This window comes from Mesorhizobium sp. M4B.F.Ca.ET.017.02.2.1 (genome assembly GCF_003998955.1).
Lineage (GTDB): Bacteria > Pseudomonadota > Alphaproteobacteria > Rhizobiales > Rhizobiaceae > Mesorhizobium > Mesorhizobium abyssinicae.
Window position 1 is genome coordinate 1 of sequence record NZ_RZOF01000070.1, and the last position, 21,452, is coordinate 21,452.

Genomic DNA, 21,452 nt, shown 5'->3' on the forward strand with positions numbered 1-21,452 from the left:
CCGCCAATCAGCCTGCCGCGGGCAGCGATTTCGACATCGACCTCGAGAAGGAGCTGATGGGCGAGTTCGGCGCCGAGGAAAGTGCCGCCGTCGCGCAGCCTTCTGGACAGGCACCTGCGGCTTTACCGGCTGGCGCGGGTCGAAACCCATGATCCTGGTCAGCTCCGCAAACGGATCGTCGTCAGCGATGTCGTTGTGATCGGCTACTTTCAGCGGGGTTCTGTCTGCCATTATTGTTCCCGAACTCGCACACAGTCGGACGCCATGGACGTCGCGCAGGGTTGGCCCTTACCAGCGCAATGTGGGCAAAAGGTGACAGGCTTTTTAGTCAAACCTAACGCATCTCGGTGGGCGCTTCGGCCCCAATCAGCGTCAGGCCGGACGTCAAAACGTCCGAAACAGCCTGCACCAGCCCCAGTCTGGCATACGTCAATTGTCGGTCGTTAACCTTAACAAAACGTAAGTCAGGATTATCCGTCCCCCGGTTCCAGTGCCCATGGAAGCTGGAAGCCAGATCGTAGAGGTAGAATGCCAGCCTGTGCGGCTCCAATGCAAGGGCCGCGGACTCAATCAGCCTTGGATATTCAGCCAGCTTCCGGATCAGGCCGATTTCGCCCTCGTCGGAGAGCGAAGCCACCGACGCCGTCAGCCGATTGCGGTCGAAATTGGCCTCGCCCAACTGCTCGCTCGCCTGCCGGAACACCGAGTGGCAGCGCGCCGAGGCGTATTGCACGTAGAACACCGGATTGTCCTTCGACTGCTCGGTCACCTTGGCGAAGTCGAAATCGAGCGGCGCGTCGTTCTTGCGGTAAAGCATCATGAAGCGGATCGGGTCGCGGCCAACCTCTTCGACGACCTCGCGCAGCGTGACGAAATCGCCGGACCGTTTCGACATGCGGACCGGCTCGCCGTCGCGGAACAGCTTGACCAACTGGCAGAGCAGGACGGTGAGCTTCACCTCGTCGCCCGCGACCGCGCGCGCCAGCGCCTCAAGCCGCTTGACGTAGCCGCCATGGTCGGCTCCCAGGACATAGATCAGGTCGACGAAGCCGCGGTCGACCTTGTCCTTGAGATAGGCGACATCAGCGGCGAAATAGGTGAAGGAGCCGTCCGACTTGACCAGCGCCCGGTCCATGTCGTCGCCGACGGCGGTCGAGCGGAACAAGGTCTGCTCGCGATCTTCCCAGTCGTCCGGCTTCTCGCCCTTGGGCGGCGGCAGCTTGCCCTTGTAGATATGCCCCTTCAGCGTCAGGTCGGCGATTGCCGAGCGGATCTTCCTGGCATTGTCGGCATGCAGCGTGCGCTCGGAGAAGAACACGTCGTGGTGCACGTTGAGCAGCGCCAGATCCTCGCGGATCATCGCCATCATGGCATCGATGGTGCGGTTCTTGACGATGGCGAGCGCCTCGTCTTCCGGCATCTGCAAAAGCTTGCCGCCAAACTCCTTTACCAGCGCCTGGCCGACCGGAATGAGATAGTCGCCCGGATAGAGCCCGGCCGGTATCTCGCCGATCGCCTCGCCGAGCGCCTCGCGGTAGCGGAGCAAAGCCGAGCGGCCGAGCACGTCGATCTGCGAGCCGGCGTCGTTGATGACATATTCCTTGGTCACGTCGTAGCCGGCGAAGGCCATCAGATTGGCGAGCGTGTCGCCCACCACCGCGCCCCGGCAATGGCCGACATGCATCGGGCCGGTCGGGTTGGCCGAAACATATTCGACATTGGCCTTGCGGCCGCCGCCGATGGTCGAGCGGCCATAGTTGCGGCCCTCGCCGAGCAGCGCCGCCAGGTGCGCCTGCCAGAACCCGTCATGCAGCCTGAGATTGACGAAGCCCGGACCGGCGACATCGGCCGCCGCGACGTCGGCGTCGCCACGCAACGCCTCGGCCAGCCTTTCGGCAAGCGCGCGCGGGTTCTGCCCGGTCGGCTTGGCAAGCACCATCGCGGCGTTGGTGGCGAGATCGCCATGGCTGGCATCGCGCGGTGGCTCGACGGCGATGCGCGACAGGTCGAGCGGCGCGCCGTCCTTGTCTTTCAGGTCAAGCGCTTCTACGGCTTTTATGACTCGCGCGTTGAAATCGGCGAAGATGTTCATTGGGTCTGGCTCTGGCGGCTGTGCTAGGGAATCCGGCTCGTTGGCCGGCAAAATCGCGCTCGCCCTAGCTCAAATCGGGCGTGTGGTCAAACAAGCGACGGTGTTCCTTCAGGGCGTAGGTATCGGTCATGCCCGCCAGGAAATCGGCGACGCTGCGCGCCTTGATGCGATCCTGCGCCCTATCGAGGCCTTCGCGCCAGCCGTCGGGCATGGCGCGCGGATCGGCGAAATAGGCATCGAACAGATCCCTGACGATCCCTTCGGCGTCGGCACGCACGCGCATGACCTCGCTGTGCCGGTAAAGATGCTTGTAGAGGAAGGCCTTCAATTCCTTCTCGGTCGCGGCCATGCCGGCGGAGAAGGTCACCATCGTCTCGCCCGCCGCCCGCACGTCGTCGGCGCTTGCCGGCTTCAGGCGCTCGAGATTGGCGTGGGTGGAGGCAATCACGTCCTCGACCATCATGGTGATCTGGCGGCGCATCAGTTCATGGCCGGTGCGCACGGCGTCGAGCGCCGGATAGCGCTCCCGCACGCTCGCCAGGATCGAGCCCGGCAAGGTGACGTCCTCCAGCATGTCCAGCGTCAGGAAGCCCGACCGCAGACCGTCATCGATGTCATGGGTGTTGTAGGCGATATCGTCGGCGATCGCCGCGCACTGCGCCTCGATGCCGGCAAACCGGTCGAGTTCGAGATCATGCAGCTCCGAATAGTCGCGGATCGCCTGCGGCACCGGGCCCTTCAGCCCCTGCCCTTTGGCATCCGTCAGCGGCCCATTGTGCTTGACCAGCCCCTCCAGCGTTTCCCAGGTGAGGTTCAGCCCGTCGAACTCGGCATAACGCCGCTCAAGCCGCGTCACCACGCGCAGCGACTGCGCATTGTGGTCGAAGCCACCCCAGGCAGCCATCTTCTCATTCAACGCCTCCTCGCCGGTATGGCCGAAGGGCGTGTGGCCGAAGTCGTGCACCAGGGCCACGGCTTCGGCCAGATCCTCGTCGCCGCGCAGCGCCCGCGCCAGAGCGCGCGCAATCTGCGCAACCTCGATCGAATGCGTCAGCCTGGTGCGGTAGTGGTCGCCCTCATGCGCGACGAACACCTGCGTCTTGTGCTTCAGGCGGCGGAAGGCAGTCGAATGGATGATGCGGTCGCGATCGCGCTGGAACGGCGTACGGGTCGGGCTTTCGGCCTCCTCGAACAGCCGCCCGCGCGAGCGCGCGGGATCGCTGGCATAGGCGGCGCGCGGCCGGTAGCCGAACCCTATGTCGCCGAGAGCATCCTTGCCCTGCCGCTCGTCCATTCACCCACCAGTTGACTTGGCCCCGCCCGCTTCATACCTATCATATGAAACCGAAAGCAAGGTGACGCCATGGGCGCCGATGCCAAGACTGCCATGAAGGTCGAGATGACCGACGCCGCCGCCAAGCGGATCGCCAGGATCGTGTCCGGCGAGCCAGGCAAGACGGCGCTGCGCGTCTCGGTCGAAGGCGGCGGCTGCTCCGGCTTTTCCTACAAGTTCGACCTCGTCGACACACGCAACGACGACGACGTCGCCATCGAGAAGGACGGCGCCACCGTGCTGATCGACGACCTGTCGCTGGTCTATATGGGCGGCTCGGTGATCGACTTCGTCGACGACCTGATGGGCCAGTCGTTCCAGATCAGGAATCCGAACGCCGTCGCCTCCTGCGGCTGCGGCACCAGTTTTTCTGTTTAGCTGAAATCGGATGCCTGCCGTCGGGGCGGTTCGTCAGGTCGCGCTCTCGGCCGGCCGCGATCTCGACATCACGCTCGCCTTCTGGCGTGACGTGCTCGGCATGGGCGTGCATGCGCGCTACGATCCGCCGGGCATCGCCTTCATCATGGCCGGCGACGTGCGCCTGTTCTTCACCGATGGCGTGCCGGCGGGCATCGTCTATCTCGACATTACCGGCCTCGAAGCCTTCCATGCGCAGGCGAAGGCCGCGGGCATTCCCTTCACCGCGCCGCCGGCACTAGTCCATCGCGACACCGAAGGCCAGTTCGGTCCGGCGGGGGAAAGCGAGTGGATGGCCTTCCTAAAGGACCCGGCAGGCAATACGATCGGCCTCGTCGAACGCCTCCCGTCCGAAGATCCCAAGGGCAATCCATGAAAATCGTCACCTGGAACATCAACGGCGTTCGCGCCCGCATCGGCAACCTCACCCACTGGCTGACCGAAAGCGCGCCCGACATCGTCTGCCTGCAGGAGATCAAATCGGTCGACGAACAGTTCCCGCGCGCCGAGGTCGAGGCGCTCGGCTACAATGTCGAGACCCATGGCCAGAAGGGCTTCAACGGCGTCGCCCTCCTGTCGAAACTGCGCTTCGATGAAGTTATCAAGGGCTTGCCCGGTGATGACGAGGACGAGCAGGCGCGCTTCATCGAGGGCGTGTTCTCGACCGACAGGGGCGCGCTGCGCGTCGCCTCGCTCTATCTGCCGAACGGCAATCCGATCGACGACGAGAAGAAGTTCTCCTACAAGCTGTCGTGGATGGCGCGGCTGGAGAGGTGGGCGCAGGAGCGGCTGCGGCTCGAAGAGGCGCTGGTGCTGGCCGGCGACTACAACGTCATCCCCGAAGCCGCCGACGCCCGGTTCCCGGAGAACTGGCTGCGCGACGCGCTGTTCCAGCCGCAGACGCGGCAGGCCTTCCGCCGGCTGAAGAACCTCGGCTTCACCGAAGCGGTGCGCGCCGTCACCGATTCGTCCGATGTCTACACGTTCTGGGACTATCAGGCCGGCGCCTGGCAGAAGAACAACGGCATCCGCATCGACCACCTGCTTTTGTCGCCCGAAGCCGCCAACCGTTTTTCCTCGGCCTCGGTCGAAAAGCATGTCCGCGCCTGGGAGAAGCCATCCGACCACGTGCCGGTGGCGATCGAGCTGGCGCTGCAGCCCGCCTGAGGGCTACTCACGCAAATCTCCGCAAAACCCTGATATCGCCACAAATTGCGCGTTTGATGCGACTTGCTGCGGGGGTTCGATGGCGATCCGGTTTGTTCTTTGCTCGGCTGGCCTTGTGTTGGCGTTGATCGCGCCGGCACCGGTGCTTGCCGCCCAGGCATGCCTTGCCAACGGCAAATCGTTCAAGATTGGTGAGACCGCCTGCCTGACGATTGCCGGCGAAAGCCACCTTGCCCGCTGCGACATGGTGCTCAACAACACCTCGTGGACCAAGATCCATGACGACTGCCCGGGCACGACCCCGCCGGTCATGACCACGCCGATCTCGACGCCCGCGCCAAGCATGGTGCCGACGGAACCGACCGAGAACTGATTTACCTGGAGTGACTTGGCAGCGGCGCGGCTTACTGGTCGCCGCCGCCCTTCGTCAGGATGTCGTCGGCGAGCGAGATGGCCGTGCGGCGGTCGGCTTCGCCGGCGGCGGCGAAGGCCTCTTCCTGCATGCTGCGGATCCACGGCTGGTCGGCCGGTGCGGCACGTTCGAGTGCGGCCGTCATCATCGCCAGGCCGCGCACCACCTTGCCGCTCTGGAACAGGAGGTTGCCGAGCGTCGCCTGCGCGCCGGCATGGCCCTTCTCGGCCGCCAGTTGGAGCCAGCGCCCGGCCTGCTTGACGCTTGCCTTGACGCCGCCCTCGCCCTTCAGGAACATCTGCCCGATCTCGAACTGGGCGTTCGGATTGCGGTAGTTGGCGGCGGCGCGCATGTAGTATTCCTGCGCGGCCACCTCGTTCTCGGTGACCGGGCTGCCGGGTATACCCTTGCGCAGATAGTCGCCGAGCGCCACCAGCGCGTCGGAGACATAGCTCTCCTCCGGCGATCCCGGCTCGACGTCCTGATCGACGATCTCCGAAAAGAACTTGAAGGCCGCGTAGTCGTCGCGCGCCACGCCGTCGCCTTCGGCATACATGCGCGCAAGCTTCCAGGTAGCGCCGATCTGGCCGTTCTCGGCGGCATATTTGTAGGCCTCGACCGCCTGGTCCTTGTGGCCGTTCTTGTAGGCGGAAAAGCCGAACTGGAACACCGCCCACGGGCTGGATTGGGGCTTCACGCCGGTCTTGTCGTCGAACACCTTGTCGTCGAAGGCCACGGCCTGGCCCACGGCGCCGAAGGTCGCGCCAAAAGTGGCGAACACGACCAGTGCCGAAAAGACAGACGACCTCAACACCTCAGATATCCGCATAGCAATGTGTTTCTTTCGCACCGCCCGGATGCGTCACCGCGCCGTCGCGGGCCGATCCGACCGTCTGCGCATATTTCCAGATCGCGCCCGACTGATAGTCGGTCTTGCGCGCCTTCCACGTCTTCTTCCTCGCCGCCAGTTCGGCGTCGGACAGCGCCACCTCGATCGTGCCGTTGACCGCATCGATCGAGATCACGTCACCGTCCCTGATGAGCCCGATCGGGCCGCCGACAGCCGCCTCCGGCCCGACATGGCCGATGCAGAAGCCGCGCGTCGCGCCTGAGAACCGTCCGTCGGTGATCAGCGCCACCTTGCCGCCCATGCCCTGGCCGTAGAGAGCCGCCGTCGTCGACAGCATTTCCCGCATGCCCGGACCGCCGCGCGGACCCTCGTAGCGGATGACGAGAACCTCGCCTTCCTTGTAATTGCGCTGCGTGACCGCTTCGAAGCACTCCTCTTCCGAATCGAAGCAACGCGCCGGACCCGAGAATTTCAGTTCCGACATGCCCGCGACCTTCACGATCGCGCCTTCGGGGGCAAGGTTGCCCTTCAAACCCACCACACCGCCTGTCTTGGTGATTGGCCGGTTGGCGGGACGGACCACATCCTGGCTGTCATTCCAGGCAACATGCTGCATGTTTTCGGCCAAAGTACGGCCGGTCACCGTCATGCAATCGCCGTGCAGATAGCCATGGTCGAGCAGCGTCTTCATCAGCAGCGGAATGCCGCCGGCCTCGAACATGTCCTTGGCGACATATTTGCCGCCGGGCTTGAGATCGGCGATGTAAGGCGTCTTCTCGAAGATCGCGGCGACGTCGAAGAGGTCGAACTTGATCCCGGCCTCATGCGCGATCGCCGGCAGGTGCAGCGCGGCATTGGTCGAGCCGCCGGTGGCGGACACCACGGTCGCGGCGTTCTCCAGCGACTTCAGCGTGACGATGTCGCGCGGCCGGATGTTCTTCGCGATCAGCTCCATGACCTTTTCGCCGGAGGCGTAGTTGAAGCGGTCGCGCATCTCGTATGGTGCCGGCGCGCCGCAGGAATAGGGCAGCGCCAGGCCGATCGCCTCGGCGACGGTGGCCATCGTGTTGGCGGTGAACTGGGCGCCGCACGAGCCGGCCGACGGACAGGCCGCCTGTTCGATCTCGAGCAGTTCGGCGTCGGAGATCGTGCCGACCGAATGCTGGCCGACCGCCTCGAACACATCCTGCACGGTGATCTGCCGGCCGCGATAGCTGCCGGGAAGGATCGAGCCCCCATAGATGAAGATCGACGGCACGTTGAGGCGCACCATGGCCATCATCATGCCGGGCAGCGACTTGTCGCAGCCGGCAAGACCGACCAGCGCGTCGTAGCAATGGCCGCGCATGGTGAGTTCGACGGAATCGGCGATCACCTCGCGCGACACAAGCGACGATTTCATGCCCTGGTGGCCCATGGCGATGCCGTCGGTGACGGTGATGGTGCAGAACTCGCGCGGCGTGCCGTTGGCGGCGGCGACGCCCTTCTTGACCACCTGCGCCTGGCGCATCAGCGAGATGTTGCAAGGTGCCGCCTCGTTCCAGCAGCTGGCGACGCCGACCAGCGGCTGCGCGATCTCGGCCGCAGACAATCCCATGGCGTAGAGGTACGAGCGATGCGGCGCGCGCGCCGGACCCACGGTCACGTAGCGGCTGGGCAGCTTGGCCTTGGAGATAGCTCTGGCGTCCATACTCGTCCTTGCCGCGGGCGGTGCGGCCTGCCCCATCGCCGAGCCTTTTGGCGCGTGTCCCGAGACCATTTCGAGGTGCGCCGGGTTTATGGCGGGAAATGGGCAATCCCCCTGGCCGGAACTGTAGCGCCGGGGTTGTTCATAAAGTGTTGCTAAAACGTCACAATTGTGAGGGGCGCGGGATGTGCGGCGAATCTGCACCGCGGCGAGATTGGTGCGGTTACGGCGACGCCCGCACGCCTGAGGGCATCAACAAAAAAGGCCGGGCAACGCCCGGCCTTTTTGTGTCCAGTCTGAATGGCTTACCACTTCACCTTAAACGAGGTGGAGAGGGCGGAAACAAGGTCGTTGCCGAAGTCGGCGGTATAGTCGGTGCCGTAGGTGACGCCGTCGCTGCCGACGACCGGATGTATCGACCCGCTGGTGAGCACACCCAACGCGCCACCGAAACGGAGCTCGATGTTCTGGGTCGGCGTGTACGCCACGCCGCCGCTGATAGTCCAGGTGTCGGTCTGGGCGCTGAGGCCGGTGGTGGTACCACGATCCCAGGTAAGAACTGCCGCACCGCTCCACTGATCGTTGAACTTGTGGCCGATACCGCCGGAGACCGTCCATCCGTCCCTGTAGAGCAGATCCAATGACGTCGCGCGAACCACGCTGGTGGTGGTGCAGGCAAACGCGCCCTTCGTCGCAGTCGGGCAGAACGGGATGCTCTGCAATTGGCTCCAGTTCATCCACTTGACGGAGCCGAAGGCGAGCCATCCTGGCGCGATACCAGACTGCAGCTTCAGTTCCACCGAGTCCGGCACTTCAGAGGAGCCATAGACATTGGTTACGGTACCCAGCAGCGGATTTGTCGGATCGATGATGCTGGAAACCTGGGTCAGGTCGAGCGTTCCGGCGAGATTGTCGAGCTTCACCGCCGAATTGTAGACCAGGCTGGCGCGCAGAGCGATTTCCGGAATCTCATAGGCAACACCGGCACGCCATCCCCAGCCATCTCCCTCGAGATCGAGGCGTCCTACGCCCGTGCCCAAGAATGCCGGGAGAGGAGCAACCAACTGCTCCTTGAAGCCCGAAACATCCTCGTGAAATACGCCGCCAAGAACCCGAAACTGACCTTTTCCAAGGTCCATCTTGTACGAGCAGGTTGCGCCCAGCGCTTCGCTCTTTACCTTGGTTATGATATTGCCGTTCGCACCGGCCCAATTGGCGCCGGGATTGCTGAACGCTCCGATCGGTTGGCCGTAGTCGCCGAGGCAATCGACAGGGCCCATGCCGATCTTGATGCCGGCGCTTGGCACCCAATAGCTTTCGGTATCGCGGGCGGAGTTGGGCGCGCCCAACAAATTAAGCGGACCATTTGTCGGGTCGATATCCACCACATTCTTCAGGTCTCGTTGCGGCATCACATAGGTGGCGGAAGCCTCGCCGGTGACCTGCGCTGGATCGAACAGCAGGTCGATGTCGTAACCGCCGCGTTCCAGGCCGCCGGCATGCGCGGAACCGATCGCGGCCAGCGAAAAGCACCCCGCCCCCAGCAGTGCTTTCAAACGCAAATTGATCATGGATGTCCTCCCCGAAATACTAGTGGATCAAGCTAGAACCAATTCGGGTTAACGGCGCAACAATGAATTCGGAAGGCGTACATGTACACCTTGGCCGACCGCCTTTCGGGCTTATCGGCGCATGCCGCCGCCTAGCCGAAAAAATGGCTTTGCCAAGGCAACTCGGCGGAAAAATCTGTGAAACCTGTCACAAAAAGCTCAAAAACAAGGTCTTTCGGGGCCATTTGGCCCCATTGTTACATTATGGCAACAATGGGGCTAAAACTTTCCGTTTACGTCAAAATTAACCCAACGGCATGGCCATTTTCGAGGCAATTGAGCTACCGGAAACCTGCCTCCAAGTAGAGGCGAATCTTGACTTCAGCCGGCGTCGCGGACCCGCGTCAACGCCACCGAAAGCTTCTCCTGCGCCTCGCGGTATTCGGCCAGTTTTTCGCGTTCGGCCTCGACCACTTCTTCCGGCGCATTGGCGACGAATTTCTCGTTCGACAGCTTCTTGTGCAGGCGGGCGATCTCCTCGGTCACCTTGGCCAGTTCCTTCTGCAGCCGCGCCGCTTCCGCCGCGAGGTCGATCAGGCTGCCGAGCGGCAGGCACACCGTCGCCTCGTTGAGCACCATCTGCGCCGAACCCTTCGGCGGCGCGTCGACCAGCGCGATGTCGCCGACGCGCGCCAGCCGCTTGATGGCCTGGGCGTGGCGCTCCAGCCGCTCTTGCGTCGGCGTGTTGGCGCCGATCACCATCAACGGCGCGATCGCCGCCGGCGGCACGTTCATTTCCGAGCGCACCGAGCGGATGCCGGAGACGAGATCGACCAGCCAGTTGATGTCGGCGGCCGCGTCCGCGTCCTCGAAGTCCGGCGACGGCCAGGCGGCGTGGCAAAGCAGCGAAGCGCGCTCCTGGCTCTCGCCGGCGGTCTGCGCCCACAGCTCCTCGGTCATGAACGGCATCATCGGATGCAGGAGCTTGTAGATCTCGTCGAGCACGAAGGCGACGCAGGCGCGGCTCTCGGCCTTGGCCGCCTCGTCCGTGCCCATGAATACAGGCTTCAGGAGTTCCAGGTACCAGTCGCAGAACAGGTTCCAGACGAACCGGTAGGCGGCACCCGCCGCCTCGTTGAAGCGGTATGTGGAAATGCCGTCGGTGATGTCGCGCGCCGCCCGCGTCAGCTCGGTGAGGATCCAGCGGTTGACCGCGAGCTTGGCGTCGTTCAGCCAGAAATCGTCATTGCGGGCCACCTCGTTCATCTCGGCGAAGCGCGTCGCGTTCCAGAGCTTGGTGCCGAAATTGCGGTAGCCGGCGATGCGCGCCGGATCGAGCTTCACGTCGCGCCCCTGCGCGGCCATCACGGCAAGCGTGAAGCGCAGCGCATCGGCGCCGTATTCGTCGATGAGCTCGAGCGGATCGATGACGTTGCCTTTCGACTTCGACATCTTCTGCCCGTTCTTGTCGCGCACCAGCGCATGGACATAGACCGTGTGGAACGGCTCCTCGTCCATGAAGTGCAGGCCCATCATCATCATCCGGGCGACCCAGAAGAAGATGATGTCGAAGCCGGTCACCAGCACGTCGGTCTGGTAGTAGGTCTTGAGCTCCGGCGTCTGGTCCGGCCAGCCCAGCGTCGAGAACGGCCACAGCGCGGAAGAGAACCAGGTGTCGAGCACGTCCTCGTCGCGGGTCAGGATCTCGCCCGGCTTGAAATTCTCCAGCTTGTCCTCGACCCATGCCTTCCACGGCCCCTCCAGCGCCAGGTAGTATTCGATCGCCGCGGCCAGCGCCTCTTCCTCGGTCTTCTCGACGAAGACGCGTCCATCCGGCCCGTACCACGCCGGGATCTGGTGGCCCCACCAGAGCTGGCGCGAGATGCACCAGGGCTGGATGTTTTCCATCCAGTCGAAGTAGGTCTTTTCCCAGTTCTTCGGCACGAAGTTGGTGCGGCCCTCGCGCACCGAGGCGATCGCCGGCTTCGCCAGTTCGATCGTGTTGACATACCACTGGTCGGTCAGGAACGGCTCGATCGGCACGCCGCCGCGGTCGCCATGCGGCACCGTATGGCGATGCGCCTCGATCTTGTCGAGGAAGCCGCCGGCCTCCATCAGCTCGACGATCCTCTTGCGCGCGGCGAAGCGGTCGAGGCCATTGAGCTCGTCCCAGACGGCCTGGCGTTCCGGCGTCACTTCGAGGCCGGCGAGGAAATCCTCATTGTCCTTGAGGGTGATCGCCGCCTCGACGGTGAGGATGTTGATCGCCGGCAGCTTGTGGCGCTTGCCGACCTCGAAGTCGTTGAAGTCGTGCGCCGGCGTGATCTTGACCGCGCCCGAGCCCTTTTCCGGATCGGAATATTCGTCCGCCACGACGGGGATCCTGCGGCCGACGATCGGCAGGATGACGTTCTTGCCGACCAGATGACGGAAGCGTTCGTCGTCCGGGTGCACCGCCACCGCCGTATCGCCAAGCATCGTCTCGGGACGCGTCGTGGCGACCGTGATGAACGTCTTGGGGTCTTCCGGATCGAAGACAGCCCCCTCGACCGGATAGCGGAAGTGCCAGAGATTGCCGTTGACCTCGTGTTGCTCGACCTCCAGGTCGGAGATCGCGGTGAGGAGCTTCGGGTCCCAGTTCACAAGGCGCTTGTCCTTGTAGATCAGCCCTTCCTTGTAGAGCGTCACGAACACTTCCAGCACCGCCCTGGACAGGCCCTCGTCCATGGTGAAGCGCTCTCGGCTCCAGTCGGCCGAGGCGCCGAGCCGCTTCAGCTGATTGAAGATCGCGCCGCCGGATTGGGCCTTCCACTCCCAGACCTTCTCGATGAAGTCCTCGCGCGAAAGATCGCGGCGGTGGATCTGCTTTTCCATCAGCTGGCGCTCGACCACCATCTGCGTGGCGATGCCGGCATGGTCCATGCCCGGTTGCCACAGCACGTTCTTGCCGCGCATGCGCTCGAAGCGCACCAGTATGTCCTGCAGCGTGTTGTTGAGCGCATGGCCCATATGCAGCGAGCCGGTGACGTTCGGCGGCGGGATGACGATAGTGAAGGCCTCCGCCCCCTCCTCCGCGCCCGCGCCGGCGCGGAAGGCATCGGCCTCTTCCCAGATTTTGGCGATCTTCGGCTCGACGGTTTTGGCGTCGTAGGTTTTTTCGAGCATGGGGAGCGGTCCGGGCTGTCGGGATTTGTTGGGTCCGGTGTAAATCGGAAGGCTGTGGGCAAGTCAACCGCAGGCGCGTGGCCGACGGCACTGCTGCTAGATAGTGGCAGGACAGATCAAGGCAACTCCCGGAGCCGAGCAGCGGCGTGGCTCTTGGGTCCCGGACGGCACCCCCCCGTAGCTTGGCCACGCTGCTGTAGGGCGCATCGGCTGTTGCCCGGAGGGGCATTGCCCGCCTACGCCATCTCAACCCCGTAGTGCGCCCATGCCAACGCTCGAACACCACAAGATACGCGATCAAGCCGTTGTTTTCTTGAATACCAGGCGCCAGATTTCATCAGACGCTGCGGACGGAGCCATGGGGTGCCCGCACGTTCATCGTCAGCGATCCCGACGGCAACCTGATCTGCTTCGCCACCGGCTGAGCAACGGCAAAAAAGCGCCGCCCGAAGGCGGCGCTTTCATTTTGTTTGACCTGATCTACGAAAGCTACTGCGCGCCGCGCGCCACGCGCTCAATTTCCTCGCGCACCAGGCGCTCGACCAGCGTCGGCAGGTTGTTGTCCAGCCAATCCTGCAGCATCGGCCGCAACATGTCCTCGGCCATCTCGTCGAAGCTTTTCTTGCTGCGGCTGGCAAAGGCATCGGAGAGCTCGCCAAAGGCAGCGGCGACCTGGCGGCCGACATGCTCGGAAAGGATCGCCGTGCGTGCGGGCGGCGCTTCGGCCGCGGGCTGCGGCGCCGTCGCAACATGTGCGGCGGCCGGCTCGAAACTGGCTTCGTCCGCCAGCTCGTCCTCTTCTATCTCGAGCTCAGGTTCAACTGCCGGCGCGCGCGGCTCGACCCGCTCCGGCCGGCTCACAGCCTTCGCCGTCTCGCCGACGGCGGCGATCTCGCGCCGCCAGTCGGCAACGATCGTATCGCTGGTTTCGACAACTTTCTCCGAGGCGGCTGGGCCCGGCTCGGCTGCGATCCTGGCGCTCACCTCCGCGAGCGTCACCGGCGCCTTCAGCTCGACCGCCGGAGCGGCATCCACGCGCGTATGCGTTTCCATGCGGGCGATGACCGGTTCGGCCGCCAGTTGCGCCTGCACCTCCGCCAGCGAGACCGGCTTGCGGGCTTCGGTCCCGGCATTGAGTTCGGCACGGAAGGCATCCACATCCGGAGCCGGCACGACCGCCGCCGGCGCGGGCTGGAGATCCTGGCGCAATTCGTTCGCGTCACCCGGCTGCTTGCGCCCGGTGTCGCTGTCTTCGATGATCCTCCTGATGGAAGCCAGTATCTCTTCCATGGAAGGTTCGCGCTGCGCGCTGCTTGCCGTCGCCATTGTCACATCCGCCGCCCTTGTGACCCATTCCAGATTTTCGCCCCGGCAAAAGCCGGATTCGAATCATGGCAACAGGGTAGCCGACGGATCGCCGTCCGAGAATCCCCATTCTGGGGAGATGTTGGATTTCAACAGATTAGCTTATGCCTCAGGCTCTCGGACGGCCGCGGCAGAGGCGGAAGGAGCATCGGGCCCGACAATGCCAAACGCCGCGCATCCTTTGGACACGCGGCGTCTTGTCGAGCCGAACCTTGATTGCAGCGGACGCTTTAGCGCCCGTCGGGCGTGCGCAGCCCGTACCACTTGTCCTTGACGGCGTTGTAGTGCTCTTCCGGCTTGTACTTCGTCACGTTGAGCGCGAGGCGATCGACCGACAGCCGGCCGGTCGCCGACAGGATGGCATAGCTCGCCACCACCACGTCGCGCTCCGAACTGGCAAGGTTGATCTTGGCGCTGATGACGGCGTTCTGCGCGTTCAGCACGTCGAGCGTGGTGCGCTGGCCGACATTGCGCTCCTCGATGACGCCGTTAAGCGCCAGTTGGGCTGCGGCGATGACCTGCCTGTTGGCGGCGACGCTTTGCTGCGCGGCTGTGTACTGCGTCCACGCCGAGGTCACGGCCTGGCGCACCTGATCGCGGCTGACATCGACCTCGATTCGGGCCTGGCTCAGCGATTCCTTCTTCTGTCGCACCAGTGCCGAGGTGCGGCCGCCCGAATAGATCGGGATGGTCAGCGTCGCGCCGATGCTGGCCGAATTGGTGGTGCCGTCCGACGTGCTCAGGGCACCGGGCACGGTGTTGCGATAGGCGCTGGAAACGCCGGCATTGGCGGAAAGCTGCGGCAGCAGCGCGCCTTCCTGCGACTTCACCGCGAACGCCGCCGCGTCGACCAGGTGCGCGGTGGCAAGGATAGCCGGATGCTCGGCCGAGGCGATGACGATCGCTGCGTCGAGGCTGGACGGCAAAAGCCTGGCCAGCGGCGCCGCGGCCTTGAGCTTGCCGGGCTCGTCGCCGACGATCTGGTGATAGGTCGCCGCACTGGCCAGCGCCTGGGCGCGGGCGGCGCTGAGCTGCGCCACGGCGGTCGAGCGCGAGGCATCGGCCTGGGCTACGTCGGTGCGCGTGCCTTCGCCGACCTCGAAGCGCGAGCGCGCGGCGCGCGCCTGCTCGGTCAGGAACTGCAGGTTCTGTTCGGTGAGCACCGCCACCTGGCGGTCGCGGATGACATCCATATAGGCGCTTGCCGCGTTGAACAGGATGTTTTCCTCGGTGTTGCGCAGGCTTTCGACCGAGGCCCGGACCTGGGCTTCCGCGGCCGCGACGTTGTTCCTGGTCTGGAACCCGTCGAACAGCGTCTGGTCGATCTGCACGCCGAAATTGCCGGTGGTCAGGCGCACACTCTGGTTGGTGCCGTTCAGATGGCTGCTCGAATAGTCGATGCTGCCGGAACCGGTAACGGTCGGGCGCCAGCCGGACTTGGCGATGGCCACGCCCTCGTCGGTGACGCGCACACCGGCGCGGGCGGAATTCAGCTGCGAATTGTTCTGGTAGGCCTTGGCAAGCGCGCCGGTGATGGTTTCCGCCGAGGCGGCCAGCGGCGAAAGCGCTGTCGCGGAAACCAGGATGGCGGCTAGAACAGTCTTGCGTACGGACGGCACGTAATATCCCTCATTCGTTTGCATGGGAACCGCGCCACGACAGTCGCTCATCCATGAGCAGCCGGCGCCGCGCTTCTATCGTTCCCCCGCTGACTGCCCCCGAGAATACATGGTTATGCGATCAGCAACGATTGTTCAAATGCAAGCGATCACGACAGCGCGTTCACTGCAAGGCAAAAACGCTCAGAATTCAAATGCGTGGGTACGTTCAAAGCCAGGTAGTGGCTTAATTGCCGCATTAAACGCGCGTCTGCCCGTTACAACCCCCCCTGCTTTGAAAAAGAGCCTGGCCACGCCCGAATTGCCCTGCCCTTCCACGGCGACGAGACGGCCTTCCTCCGCAAGCTGGTCGAGCAGCGCGGCCGGCACTTCCTCGACGCTGCCGCCGACGAAGATCGCATTGTAGGGCGCCTTGGCGGCATGCCCCTGCGCCAACGGCCCGGTGACCACGGTCACGTTGTCGCAGGCCAGCGACGAGAGCGTCGATCCGGCGATTTCCGCCAGCGCCGAATCGCTTTCCAGCGCAATCACGGAGCGGGCCAGCCGCGACAGAAGAGCGGCCGAATAGCCGGTGCCGCAGCCGACATCGAGCACCGAATCGCCGGCGCCGATCTCGGCCAGTTGCAAGAGCTTGGCCAGCGGCGAAGGCTCCATCAGATAGCGCGCGCCGCTGCCGTTGGCGCCGCTGGAGATGCGAATGTCCTCATCGATATAGGCAAGATCGCGCTGGCCGGCGCCGACAAAGCTCTCGCGCGGCACCGAAAGCATGGCATCGATCAACGGCGCGCTGGTCACGTCGGTGGTGCGGACCTGGCCATCGACCATCTTGACGCGGCGTTCGGAGAAATCAGCGCTCATCGTTCCAACCAATCCGCCCAACAAGGCCCGCCTGCCGCGCCACGACCGCGGTCCAATCCGACCGGAACGCCTGCTCCCCTAGGGAGCCCAGGCAACTGGAGGCCTCGCCCGGAATCGAACCGGGGTGCAAGGATTTGCAGTCCTCTGCGTAACCACTCCGCCACGAGGCCTCGTTGCTCCCGGCGTTCCGAGCGGACTCAATATGTTGGCGGTGAAAGGCCGTCAAGCGCCCGCGCGCCATTCCCGGCGCTTTCCTCATGCGAGCAGCGGACACCGTTTCCGATCGGTTTTCATGAGCGCGCAGCCTTCGCCTGTGACGGAGCCACCCGGCTTGCGCCGCGGCGGCGTGAAGCGCCGCAACGCTTTTTCACGCCAGGTCCGATTCCGGGCGAGGCCTCCAGGGGATCTGCGAAAGGCCGGCAAAGCGCCCGGCCAAATCAATCCGGACGGCGCCGGCGTTCCCACCATACGACGAAGCGGCGCCGGTGGCGGCGCACCATGGCGAATTCGTAGGAAAGCACGAGCAATCCGATTGGAATCATCCAGAAGCCCAGGATGGGCAAGAAGCCGAAAATGCCGCCGAGAATCAGCACGACGCCGATGGCGATCCTGAGCCCGCGCGAGCGCGGCATGGTGAACTCACGGCCGAAGACCGTGATTTTCCGTGCCGGTGCGTCGTCGCCTGCTGCAGTCATTCGATCTCGGTTCCCATCGATTAAAACATCGGCCGCCCAAGGCCGCAACGCCTTTCGCCGCCCTACGTTCCTTGCGGAACCGCTCATATGAGGAGCCCGGCCGTCGATTGCCAGAAAGCGCCATGCACAAAATGGCGGAAAAAAATGTGAAATGCTTCTTTGCAAAGCCGAAACGGGTTTGCTATAGGCTGCGCCACTCACACAAGAGCCTCTGTTCCCCGGTAGCTCAGTGGTAGAGCAACCGGCTGTTAACCGGTTGGTCGCTGGTTCGAATCCGGCCCGGGGAGCCAACATTTCCAAGGTCTTCAGAGATTTTAGGAACGGCCAAAAAACGGCTGATCTACAGCATATCTACACAACTCGACTTCGCTAGGCGCCGATCTACACGGACCAGGAAGGAGAGAACCTGCGATGGAACGCATTTTTGACGAGCTGATCGGCCTACAGATGAAGGCCGGCACGCCGGTGGCGAGCCACGGCAACCGAGTTGGCGCTCCAATAACCAGCAGCCTTGCGACTGGTCTCGCGATTGGCGTCGGGATCGCGTTCGGTCTGGTACTCGCCGGATAGCCCCCTTAAAAATTCTCCGCGTGCACCGTATTTTTACCGAAGCAGCGCGTTACAATGTGGAAATGAGCAAAAAGGCTGAGACCATAGTCATAGCGGCCTTCACGGAAGAAGACGCCGCGCGTCTCACCGGCCTTTCAGTCCGCCAACTGCGGCACTGGGACCGGACGAACTTCTTTGCGCCAAGCCTGGGCAACGAGAATCGCAAGCTTGCCTACGCTCGACTGTATAGCTTCAAGGACCTTGTGGCGCTGCGCGTGCTCGACGAGCTTCGCAACGAATCTCGGATCTCGATGCAGCATCTTCGCGAGGTCAAGGACAAGCTCCTGGCGCTCGGAGAGCACTGGGCGTCGACAACCCTTTACGTGCTCAAGAAGAAGGTGGTTTTCGTCAACAACGAAACCAACCAGCACGAAGAGGTCGTTTCAGGCCAGGGAGTCCTACAAATCCCGTTGCAGGTGGTAGCTGGCGACATGCAGGAGCGTGTTAGGTTCTGGCGCCAACGCGATTCATCGGCCGCTGGCCGTATCGAGAAGCGTCATGGGTTCGGCAACACGTCGGTCGTTGCCGGAACGCGCATCCCGGTGGGAAACATCAAAGCCTTTGCGGAATCGGGCTACACGGTCGAGCAGATCATGCGTGAATATCCCACGCTGACGAAGTCGGACGTGGAAGCTGCGCTCGCATTCGACAGCGCTGCTTGAAGGCGCTTGCAGCTCATCTCATTTTCCTGCTGGACGCCAGCGCTCCCGAATCCGTTGCGCTGGCGGTCGAAAAGGCCGGGCACAAAGCGATCCGGCATAGCGACGTGCTCGCCGAAGGTGCCTCGGACATCGTGGTATGTGAAACCGCCTTGGCCAACGGCGCGATCTTGATCGCCGTCGACAAGGACATGAAGCAGCTGACAAAACGCTTCAACCCTGACCAGGAGCGTTTCAAAAAGCTCAGCATGATCCAGATCGCCTGCAACGGTGTGATGGCATCAAAGCGGCTTGAGCAGGCCCTGAGCATGATCGAACATGAATGGGCGGTCAGCCAAAAGAAGGCCGCTTCCCGTCTCTGGTCCGCGATCGCCAATCACCGGATGACGACCTATCGGTGGCCCGGTCGTGGAGACCGAGCACCCACCGAACAGGCACCAGCCTACACCACCGCCAAAAGCGGCAAACGGGCAAGCCTCTGATGGCCCAGGGAACATCTGCTCTCTGCAGCGATAGAGCACTCCCTTACCAAGGGAGAGTTCGACGACTCCATCTCATTTATGGTCATCATCGTCGTTGTCGGTGGGAACTACCTTCGTCGACGACACGCTCGACATGCCATTTCGTAATAAGTTTAGATGCCCATGCCACGCCCAATGCCAATACCGTGGCTGAACGCGAGTTCCGCGCCCAGGCGCCGGCCGGACTCCACTTCGACGCCAAGCGCCTTTTTATAGTTGGCAAGAAGCGATTCCAGTTGCGGATCGCGCTCGAGGCTCTTGGCCATGTCGGACATGGCCGAGCGCGTTGACTTGTAGCCGGACATGTCGCCAGCCTGGTAGTGGTCCTGGCTTGTCCGGTGGAGCTTCTGCCAGCGTTCCACGAAACGGTCGGCCCGGCGGGTCGGATCGGCTTCCGGTCCGGTGCGGATTTCGCTTTCAAGCTGGAGAGCGAGCACGATACGGTTGACGCTACCGGCTCCCGCTTCACGAACCAGCTCGGGATTCTTGATATAGGCCGCTTCGGCATCGCGCCAGCCATGCGGCCGAACCTTCTCGAACGCGTTGCGTGCATCCCTCAATTCGCGCATCTGCCCGGGACTACCCTGCCCGTCCACATTTCCGCTGCTGATAATAGCGTCGAGCGCTCGCGCGTGGCGCACGAGAGCCTTCGTGCGAGCTCTGCGCAACGCCGCTTCCTCGTCCAACAACGCATCCGCTCCGCGTTGCGCTCCCCTGGCGCCCACTTCCCTTCCTGGTTCGGCGCCGGCATCGCCGTTTTGCGTTCCAACCTCTCCCCCTTCCGGCCTGTACGCACGGTCCTGGCCGGGCTCTGCTTGTCCAGGCGAGCGCAACCCGTCCAGCATCCTTTCAATCCCGTCGCGAAGCTTCTCCGGAACGATCCGGCGCACGATCTTGACCACACGCTGACGGAAGCTGATCCCGCGTCGCTCGGCATAGTGTTGCGCCGGGTCGATCTGGTCGTAATCCGACGCCATGTCCTTGGTGCGGTCGCGTGACAGCGCGCGGACAAGTCGTTCCCGGGTCGCGAAGTCTTCGCTGCCGTAATGCAGTTCCATCCCATCCCGATGTCGCGACAGGGACACGTAGCTGCTGTGCGCATCCATGCCCGGCGTTGCCAGCACATGGGTGCGGTCGACCGTCATGCCCTGGGCCTTATGGATGGTCGCGGCATAGCCGTGGTCGATGTGGGCATAGTCTTTCAGATCGAACCGCACAGACCTGGCGTCATCGGTTTGAACCGTCATCGTCTGGACGCTGACCTCTTCGATCACACCGAGCGTGCCGTTCTTGACGCCGAGCGACCGCTCGTTGCGCAAGAACATGACCCGGTCGCCGCGTGCGAAGGTCCTTGCACCGCGCTCCACATCCACCTGAACTTCGTCGCCGAGATCTCCATCCGCGCGCATGCGCTCGCGCGCTGCCTGGTTGAGCGCGCGCACTTCGTCGTTTGTGTGGGTGAGAATGATCCGGCTCGCTTCAGGCTCTGCATGCCTGTCCCGATCCCAGCGCTCGACAAGATCGCTGCGTGCCTCATCGCGCGACGCAGCTTGGTGCACCATGCCCTGCGCGTCATAGGCGTCGATCGCAGCGCCGATCCTGCCGGTTGCAAGATCGCGCGTGGCCTCACGCTGCCAGTCCTGGCGCTGCCGGCGCACCTGGCCGATCTCGACGCCGCCGTGATGCTCGTGAATCGAACGGAATGCGGCGCCGGCTTCGATCGCCTGCAGCTGCTGCGGATCGCCGACCAGAACGACCTTTGCGCCAGCGTTAGCGGCATGGGAAAGCACGCGCTCAAACTGGCGCGTGCCGACCATGCCGGCCTCGTCGATCACTAGGACATCACGCGCGGTGAGCAGATCGCGGCCCTGTCCCCAGCCATGTTCCAAGCTGGCGATGGTGCGCGACGAGATGCCTGATCCGCCTTCGAGATTCTCGGCCGCGATGCCGGACAGTGCGGCGCCTCGAACCTCATAGCCCGCTGCCGCCCATGCCTGGCGCGCAACGCCCAGCATGGCGCTCTTCCCCGTTCCCGCAAAACCAACCACGATGCCAAGACCACGGCCGTCAGTGATGTGATCCAGCGCATCGGTCTGCTCGACCGACAAAACAAGGCCACGCTGCTTGGCATGCACCAGTGCCGCCTCACGGTGCTGATCGCCCACGGCATGATGTCCCTCCGCGGCCATGCGTTCTGCCGCATCATGCAGGCGCTGTTCTGTCTCGATCATCTGCCGGGTGGTGAAGCGATCTTCGCCGCGTCCATCCTTGCCGAGTTCGACAAGATCGGGCGCTTTGCTGATGGCGCCCATCACCGCGTTGAACTGCTCCATTCCGTCGCTATGCCGATGCGCGAACTTCGCGATGTCGTGGCGGGTAAAGGTCGATTGCTGATGCGTGATCGCATCCAGCGCCACGGATGGATCGGCAATGATGCGCGCGCCATTGTTGCG

At 63.7% G+C, this 21,452-nt stretch carries 18 protein-coding genes, 2 tRNA genes and 1 pseudogene; 9 read left to right on the forward strand and 12 right to left on the reverse strand.

What is annotated here, in order from left to right; genetic code table 11:
* Positions 1–334: 334 nt before the first annotated feature.
* Positions 335–2,092, reverse strand: a complete 1,758-nt coding sequence (argS, locus tag EN738_RS11540; protein WP_127283788.1) for an arginine--tRNA ligase — start codon at positions 2,090–2,092, stop codon at positions 335–337.
* Positions 2,093–2,156: 64 nt separating this feature from the next.
* On the reverse strand, positions 2,157–3,386 hold the full coding sequence (locus EN738_RS11545) for a deoxyguanosinetriphosphate triphosphohydrolase (protein WP_127283789.1): 1,230 nt from the start codon (positions 3,384–3,386) through the stop codon (positions 2,157–2,159).
* Positions 3,387–3,455: 69 nt separating this feature from the next.
* Here EN738_RS11545 and erpA point away from each other — a divergent pair, with 69 nt between their 5' ends.
* The 4 genes from erpA (at position 3,456) to EN738_RS11565 (ending at position 5,382) form a co-directional block, all read left to right on the forward strand.
* Entirely contained in the window at positions 3,456–3,803 is a 348-nt protein-coding gene (erpA, locus tag EN738_RS11550) for an iron-sulfur cluster insertion protein ErpA (protein WP_126054194.1), read from the forward strand.
* Between the two features lie 10 nt (positions 3,804–3,813).
* Entirely contained in the window at positions 3,814–4,218 is a 405-nt protein-coding gene (locus tag EN738_RS11555; RefSeq protein ID WP_127283790.1) for a VOC family protein, read from the forward strand.
* Positions 4,215–5,009: an exodeoxyribonuclease III gene (xth, locus tag EN738_RS11560; RefSeq protein ID WP_127283791.1), complete on the forward strand. Its 795-nt coding sequence runs from the start codon at positions 4,215–4,217 to the stop codon at positions 5,007–5,009. Before EN738_RS11555 ends, xth begins: the two co-directional genes overlap by 4 nt.
* Positions 5,010–5,088: 79 nt before the next feature.
* On the forward strand, positions 5,089–5,382 hold the full coding sequence (locus EN738_RS11565) for a hypothetical protein (protein WP_127283792.1): 294 nt from the start codon (positions 5,089–5,091) through the stop codon (positions 5,380–5,382).
* A gap of 31 nt (positions 5,383–5,413) precedes the next feature.
* Here EN738_RS11565 and EN738_RS11570 read toward each other — a convergent pair whose 3' ends face one another.
* From EN738_RS11570 to EN738_RS11585, 4 genes are all read right to left on the reverse strand, one after another.
* The gene (locus EN738_RS11570) at positions 5,414–6,250 is read right to left on the reverse strand and encodes a tetratricopeptide repeat protein (RefSeq protein ID WP_127283793.1); all 837 of its coding nucleotides are present in this window, start codon (positions 6,248–6,250) and stop codon (positions 5,414–5,416) included.
* Positions 6,237–7,961 carry a dihydroxy-acid dehydratase gene (gene ilvD, locus EN738_RS11575; protein WP_127283794.1) on the reverse strand — a complete coding sequence of 575 codons (1,725 nt, stop codon included), beginning with the start codon at positions 7,959–7,961 and terminating at the stop codon, positions 6,237–6,239. The genes EN738_RS11570 and ilvD overlap by 14 nt, the downstream gene beginning before the upstream one ends.
* Before the next feature lie 302 nt (positions 7,962–8,263).
* On the reverse strand, positions 8,264–9,529 hold the full coding sequence (locus tag EN738_RS11580; protein WP_127283795.1) for an OmpP1/FadL family transporter: 1,266 nt from the start codon (positions 9,527–9,529) through the stop codon (positions 8,264–8,266).
* A 360-nt stretch (positions 9,530–9,889) separates the two neighbouring features.
* Positions 9,890–12,673, reverse strand: a complete 2,784-nt coding sequence (locus EN738_RS11585; protein WP_127283796.1) for a valine--tRNA ligase — start codon at positions 12,671–12,673, stop codon at positions 9,890–9,892.
* 332 nt (positions 12,674–13,005) lie between these two features.
* Here EN738_RS11585 and EN738_RS36230 point away from each other — a divergent pair.
* A pseudogene (locus EN738_RS36230) lies at positions 13,006–13,098 on the forward strand (VOC family protein); the annotation flags it as partial.
* 64 nt (positions 13,099–13,162) lie between these two features.
* Here EN738_RS36230 and EN738_RS11595 read toward each other — a convergent pair.
* The 5 genes from EN738_RS11595 to EN738_RS11615 form a co-directional block, all read right to left on the reverse strand.
* Positions 13,163–13,999: a PopZ family protein gene (locus EN738_RS11595; RefSeq protein WP_127283797.1), complete on the reverse strand. Its 837-nt coding sequence runs from the start codon at positions 13,997–13,999 to the stop codon at positions 13,163–13,165.
* 269 nt (positions 14,000–14,268) lie between these two features.
* Positions 14,269–15,657 (reverse strand): TolC family outer membrane protein, encoded by a 1,389-nt coding sequence (locus EN738_RS11600; protein WP_127283802.1) that lies wholly within the window; start codon positions 15,655–15,657, stop codon positions 14,269–14,271.
* Positions 15,658–15,840: 183 nt separating this feature from the next.
* Complete coding sequence (locus EN738_RS11605) at positions 15,841–16,515, reverse strand: protein-L-isoaspartate O-methyltransferase (protein ID WP_127283798.1); 675 nt, start codon at positions 16,513–16,515, stop codon at positions 15,841–15,843.
* 96 nt (positions 16,516–16,611) lie between these two features.
* Positions 16,612–16,685: transfer RNA gene (locus tag EN738_RS11610), tRNA-Cys, on the reverse strand.
* Between the two features lie 267 nt (positions 16,686–16,952).
* Complete coding sequence (locus EN738_RS11615; RefSeq protein WP_127283799.1) at positions 16,953–17,210, reverse strand: hypothetical protein; 258 nt, start codon at positions 17,208–17,210, stop codon at positions 16,953–16,955.
* Between the two features lie 215 nt (positions 17,211–17,425).
* Here EN738_RS11615 and EN738_RS11620 point away from each other — a divergent pair.
* From EN738_RS11620 to EN738_RS11630, 4 genes are all read left to right on the forward strand, one after another.
* Positions 17,426–17,500: transfer RNA gene (locus tag EN738_RS11620), tRNA-Asn, on the forward strand.
* A 121-nt stretch (positions 17,501–17,621) separates the two neighbouring features.
* Complete coding sequence (locus tag EN738_RS35430; RefSeq protein WP_189605807.1) at positions 17,622–17,780, forward strand: hypothetical protein; 159 nt, start codon at positions 17,622–17,624, stop codon at positions 17,778–17,780.
* 20 nt (positions 17,781–17,800) lie between these two features.
* Positions 17,801–18,481 (forward strand): DUF433 domain-containing protein, encoded by a 681-nt coding sequence (locus tag EN738_RS11625; protein WP_245494476.1) that lies wholly within the window; start codon positions 17,801–17,803, stop codon positions 18,479–18,481.
* Positions 18,478–18,960, forward strand: a complete 483-nt coding sequence (locus EN738_RS11630) for a DUF5615 family PIN-like protein (RefSeq protein ID WP_127283800.1) — start codon at positions 18,478–18,480, stop codon at positions 18,958–18,960. The genes EN738_RS11625 and EN738_RS11630 overlap by 4 nt, the downstream gene beginning before the upstream one ends.
* 152 nt (positions 18,961–19,112) lie before the next feature.
* On the opposite strand, the gene traA is transcribed toward EN738_RS11630, so the two are convergent.
* Positions 19,113–21,452, reverse strand: a 2,340-nt coding sequence (traA, locus tag EN738_RS11635; RefSeq protein WP_127283801.1) for a Ti-type conjugative transfer relaxase TraA, incomplete at its 5' end; no start/stop codon positions are given.

Excerpts from the sequence above, each read along its gene's own strand:
- xth (WP_127283791.1), top strand. The coding sequence starts at position 4,215 with ATGAAAATCGTCACCTGGAACATCAACGGCGTTCGCGCCCGCATCGGC.
- EN738_RS11565 (WP_127283792.1), top strand. The coding sequence starts at position 5,089 with ATGGCGATCCGGTTTGTTCTTTGCTCGGCTGGCCTTGTGTTGGCGTTG.
- EN738_RS11595 (WP_127283797.1), bottom strand. The coding sequence starts at position 13,999 with ATGGCGACGGCAAGCAGCGCGCAGCGCGAACCTTCCATGGAAGAGATA.
- erpA (WP_126054194.1), top strand. The coding sequence starts at position 3,456 with ATGGGCGCCGATGCCAAGACTGCCATGAAGGTCGAGATGACCGACGCC.
- argS (WP_127283788.1), bottom strand. The coding sequence starts at position 2,092 with ATGAACATCTTCGCCGATTTCAACGCGCGAGTCATAAAAGCCGTAGAA.
- EN738_RS11585 (WP_127283796.1), bottom strand. The coding sequence starts at position 12,673 with ATGCTCGAAAAAACCTACGACGCCAAAACCGTCGAGCCGAAGATCGCC.
- EN738_RS11555 (WP_127283790.1), top strand. The coding sequence starts at position 3,814 with ATGCCTGCCGTCGGGGCGGTTCGTCAGGTCGCGCTCTCGGCCGGCCGC.
- EN738_RS11605 (WP_127283798.1), bottom strand. The coding sequence starts at position 16,515 with ATGAGCGCTGATTTCTCCGAACGCCGCGTCAAGATGGTCGATGGCCAG.
- EN738_RS11580 (WP_127283795.1), bottom strand. The coding sequence starts at position 9,529 with ATGATCAATTTGCGTTTGAAAGCACTGCTGGGGGCGGGGTGCTTTTCG.
- EN738_RS35430 (WP_189605807.1), top strand. The coding sequence starts at position 17,622 with ATGGAACGCATTTTTGACGAGCTGATCGGCCTACAGATGAAGGCCGGC.
- EN738_RS11570 (WP_127283793.1), bottom strand. The coding sequence starts at position 6,250 with ATGCGGATATCTGAGGTGTTGAGGTCGTCTGTCTTTTCGGCACTGGTC.
- EN738_RS11615 (WP_127283799.1), bottom strand. The coding sequence starts at position 17,210 with ATGACTGCAGCAGGCGACGACGCACCGGCACGGAAAATCACGGTCTTC.
- ilvD (WP_127283794.1), bottom strand. The coding sequence starts at position 7,961 with ATGGACGCCAGAGCTATCTCCAAGGCCAAGCTGCCCAGCCGCTACGTG.
- EN738_RS11545 (WP_127283789.1), bottom strand. The coding sequence starts at position 3,386 with ATGGACGAGCGGCAGGGCAAGGATGCTCTCGGCGACATAGGGTTCGGC.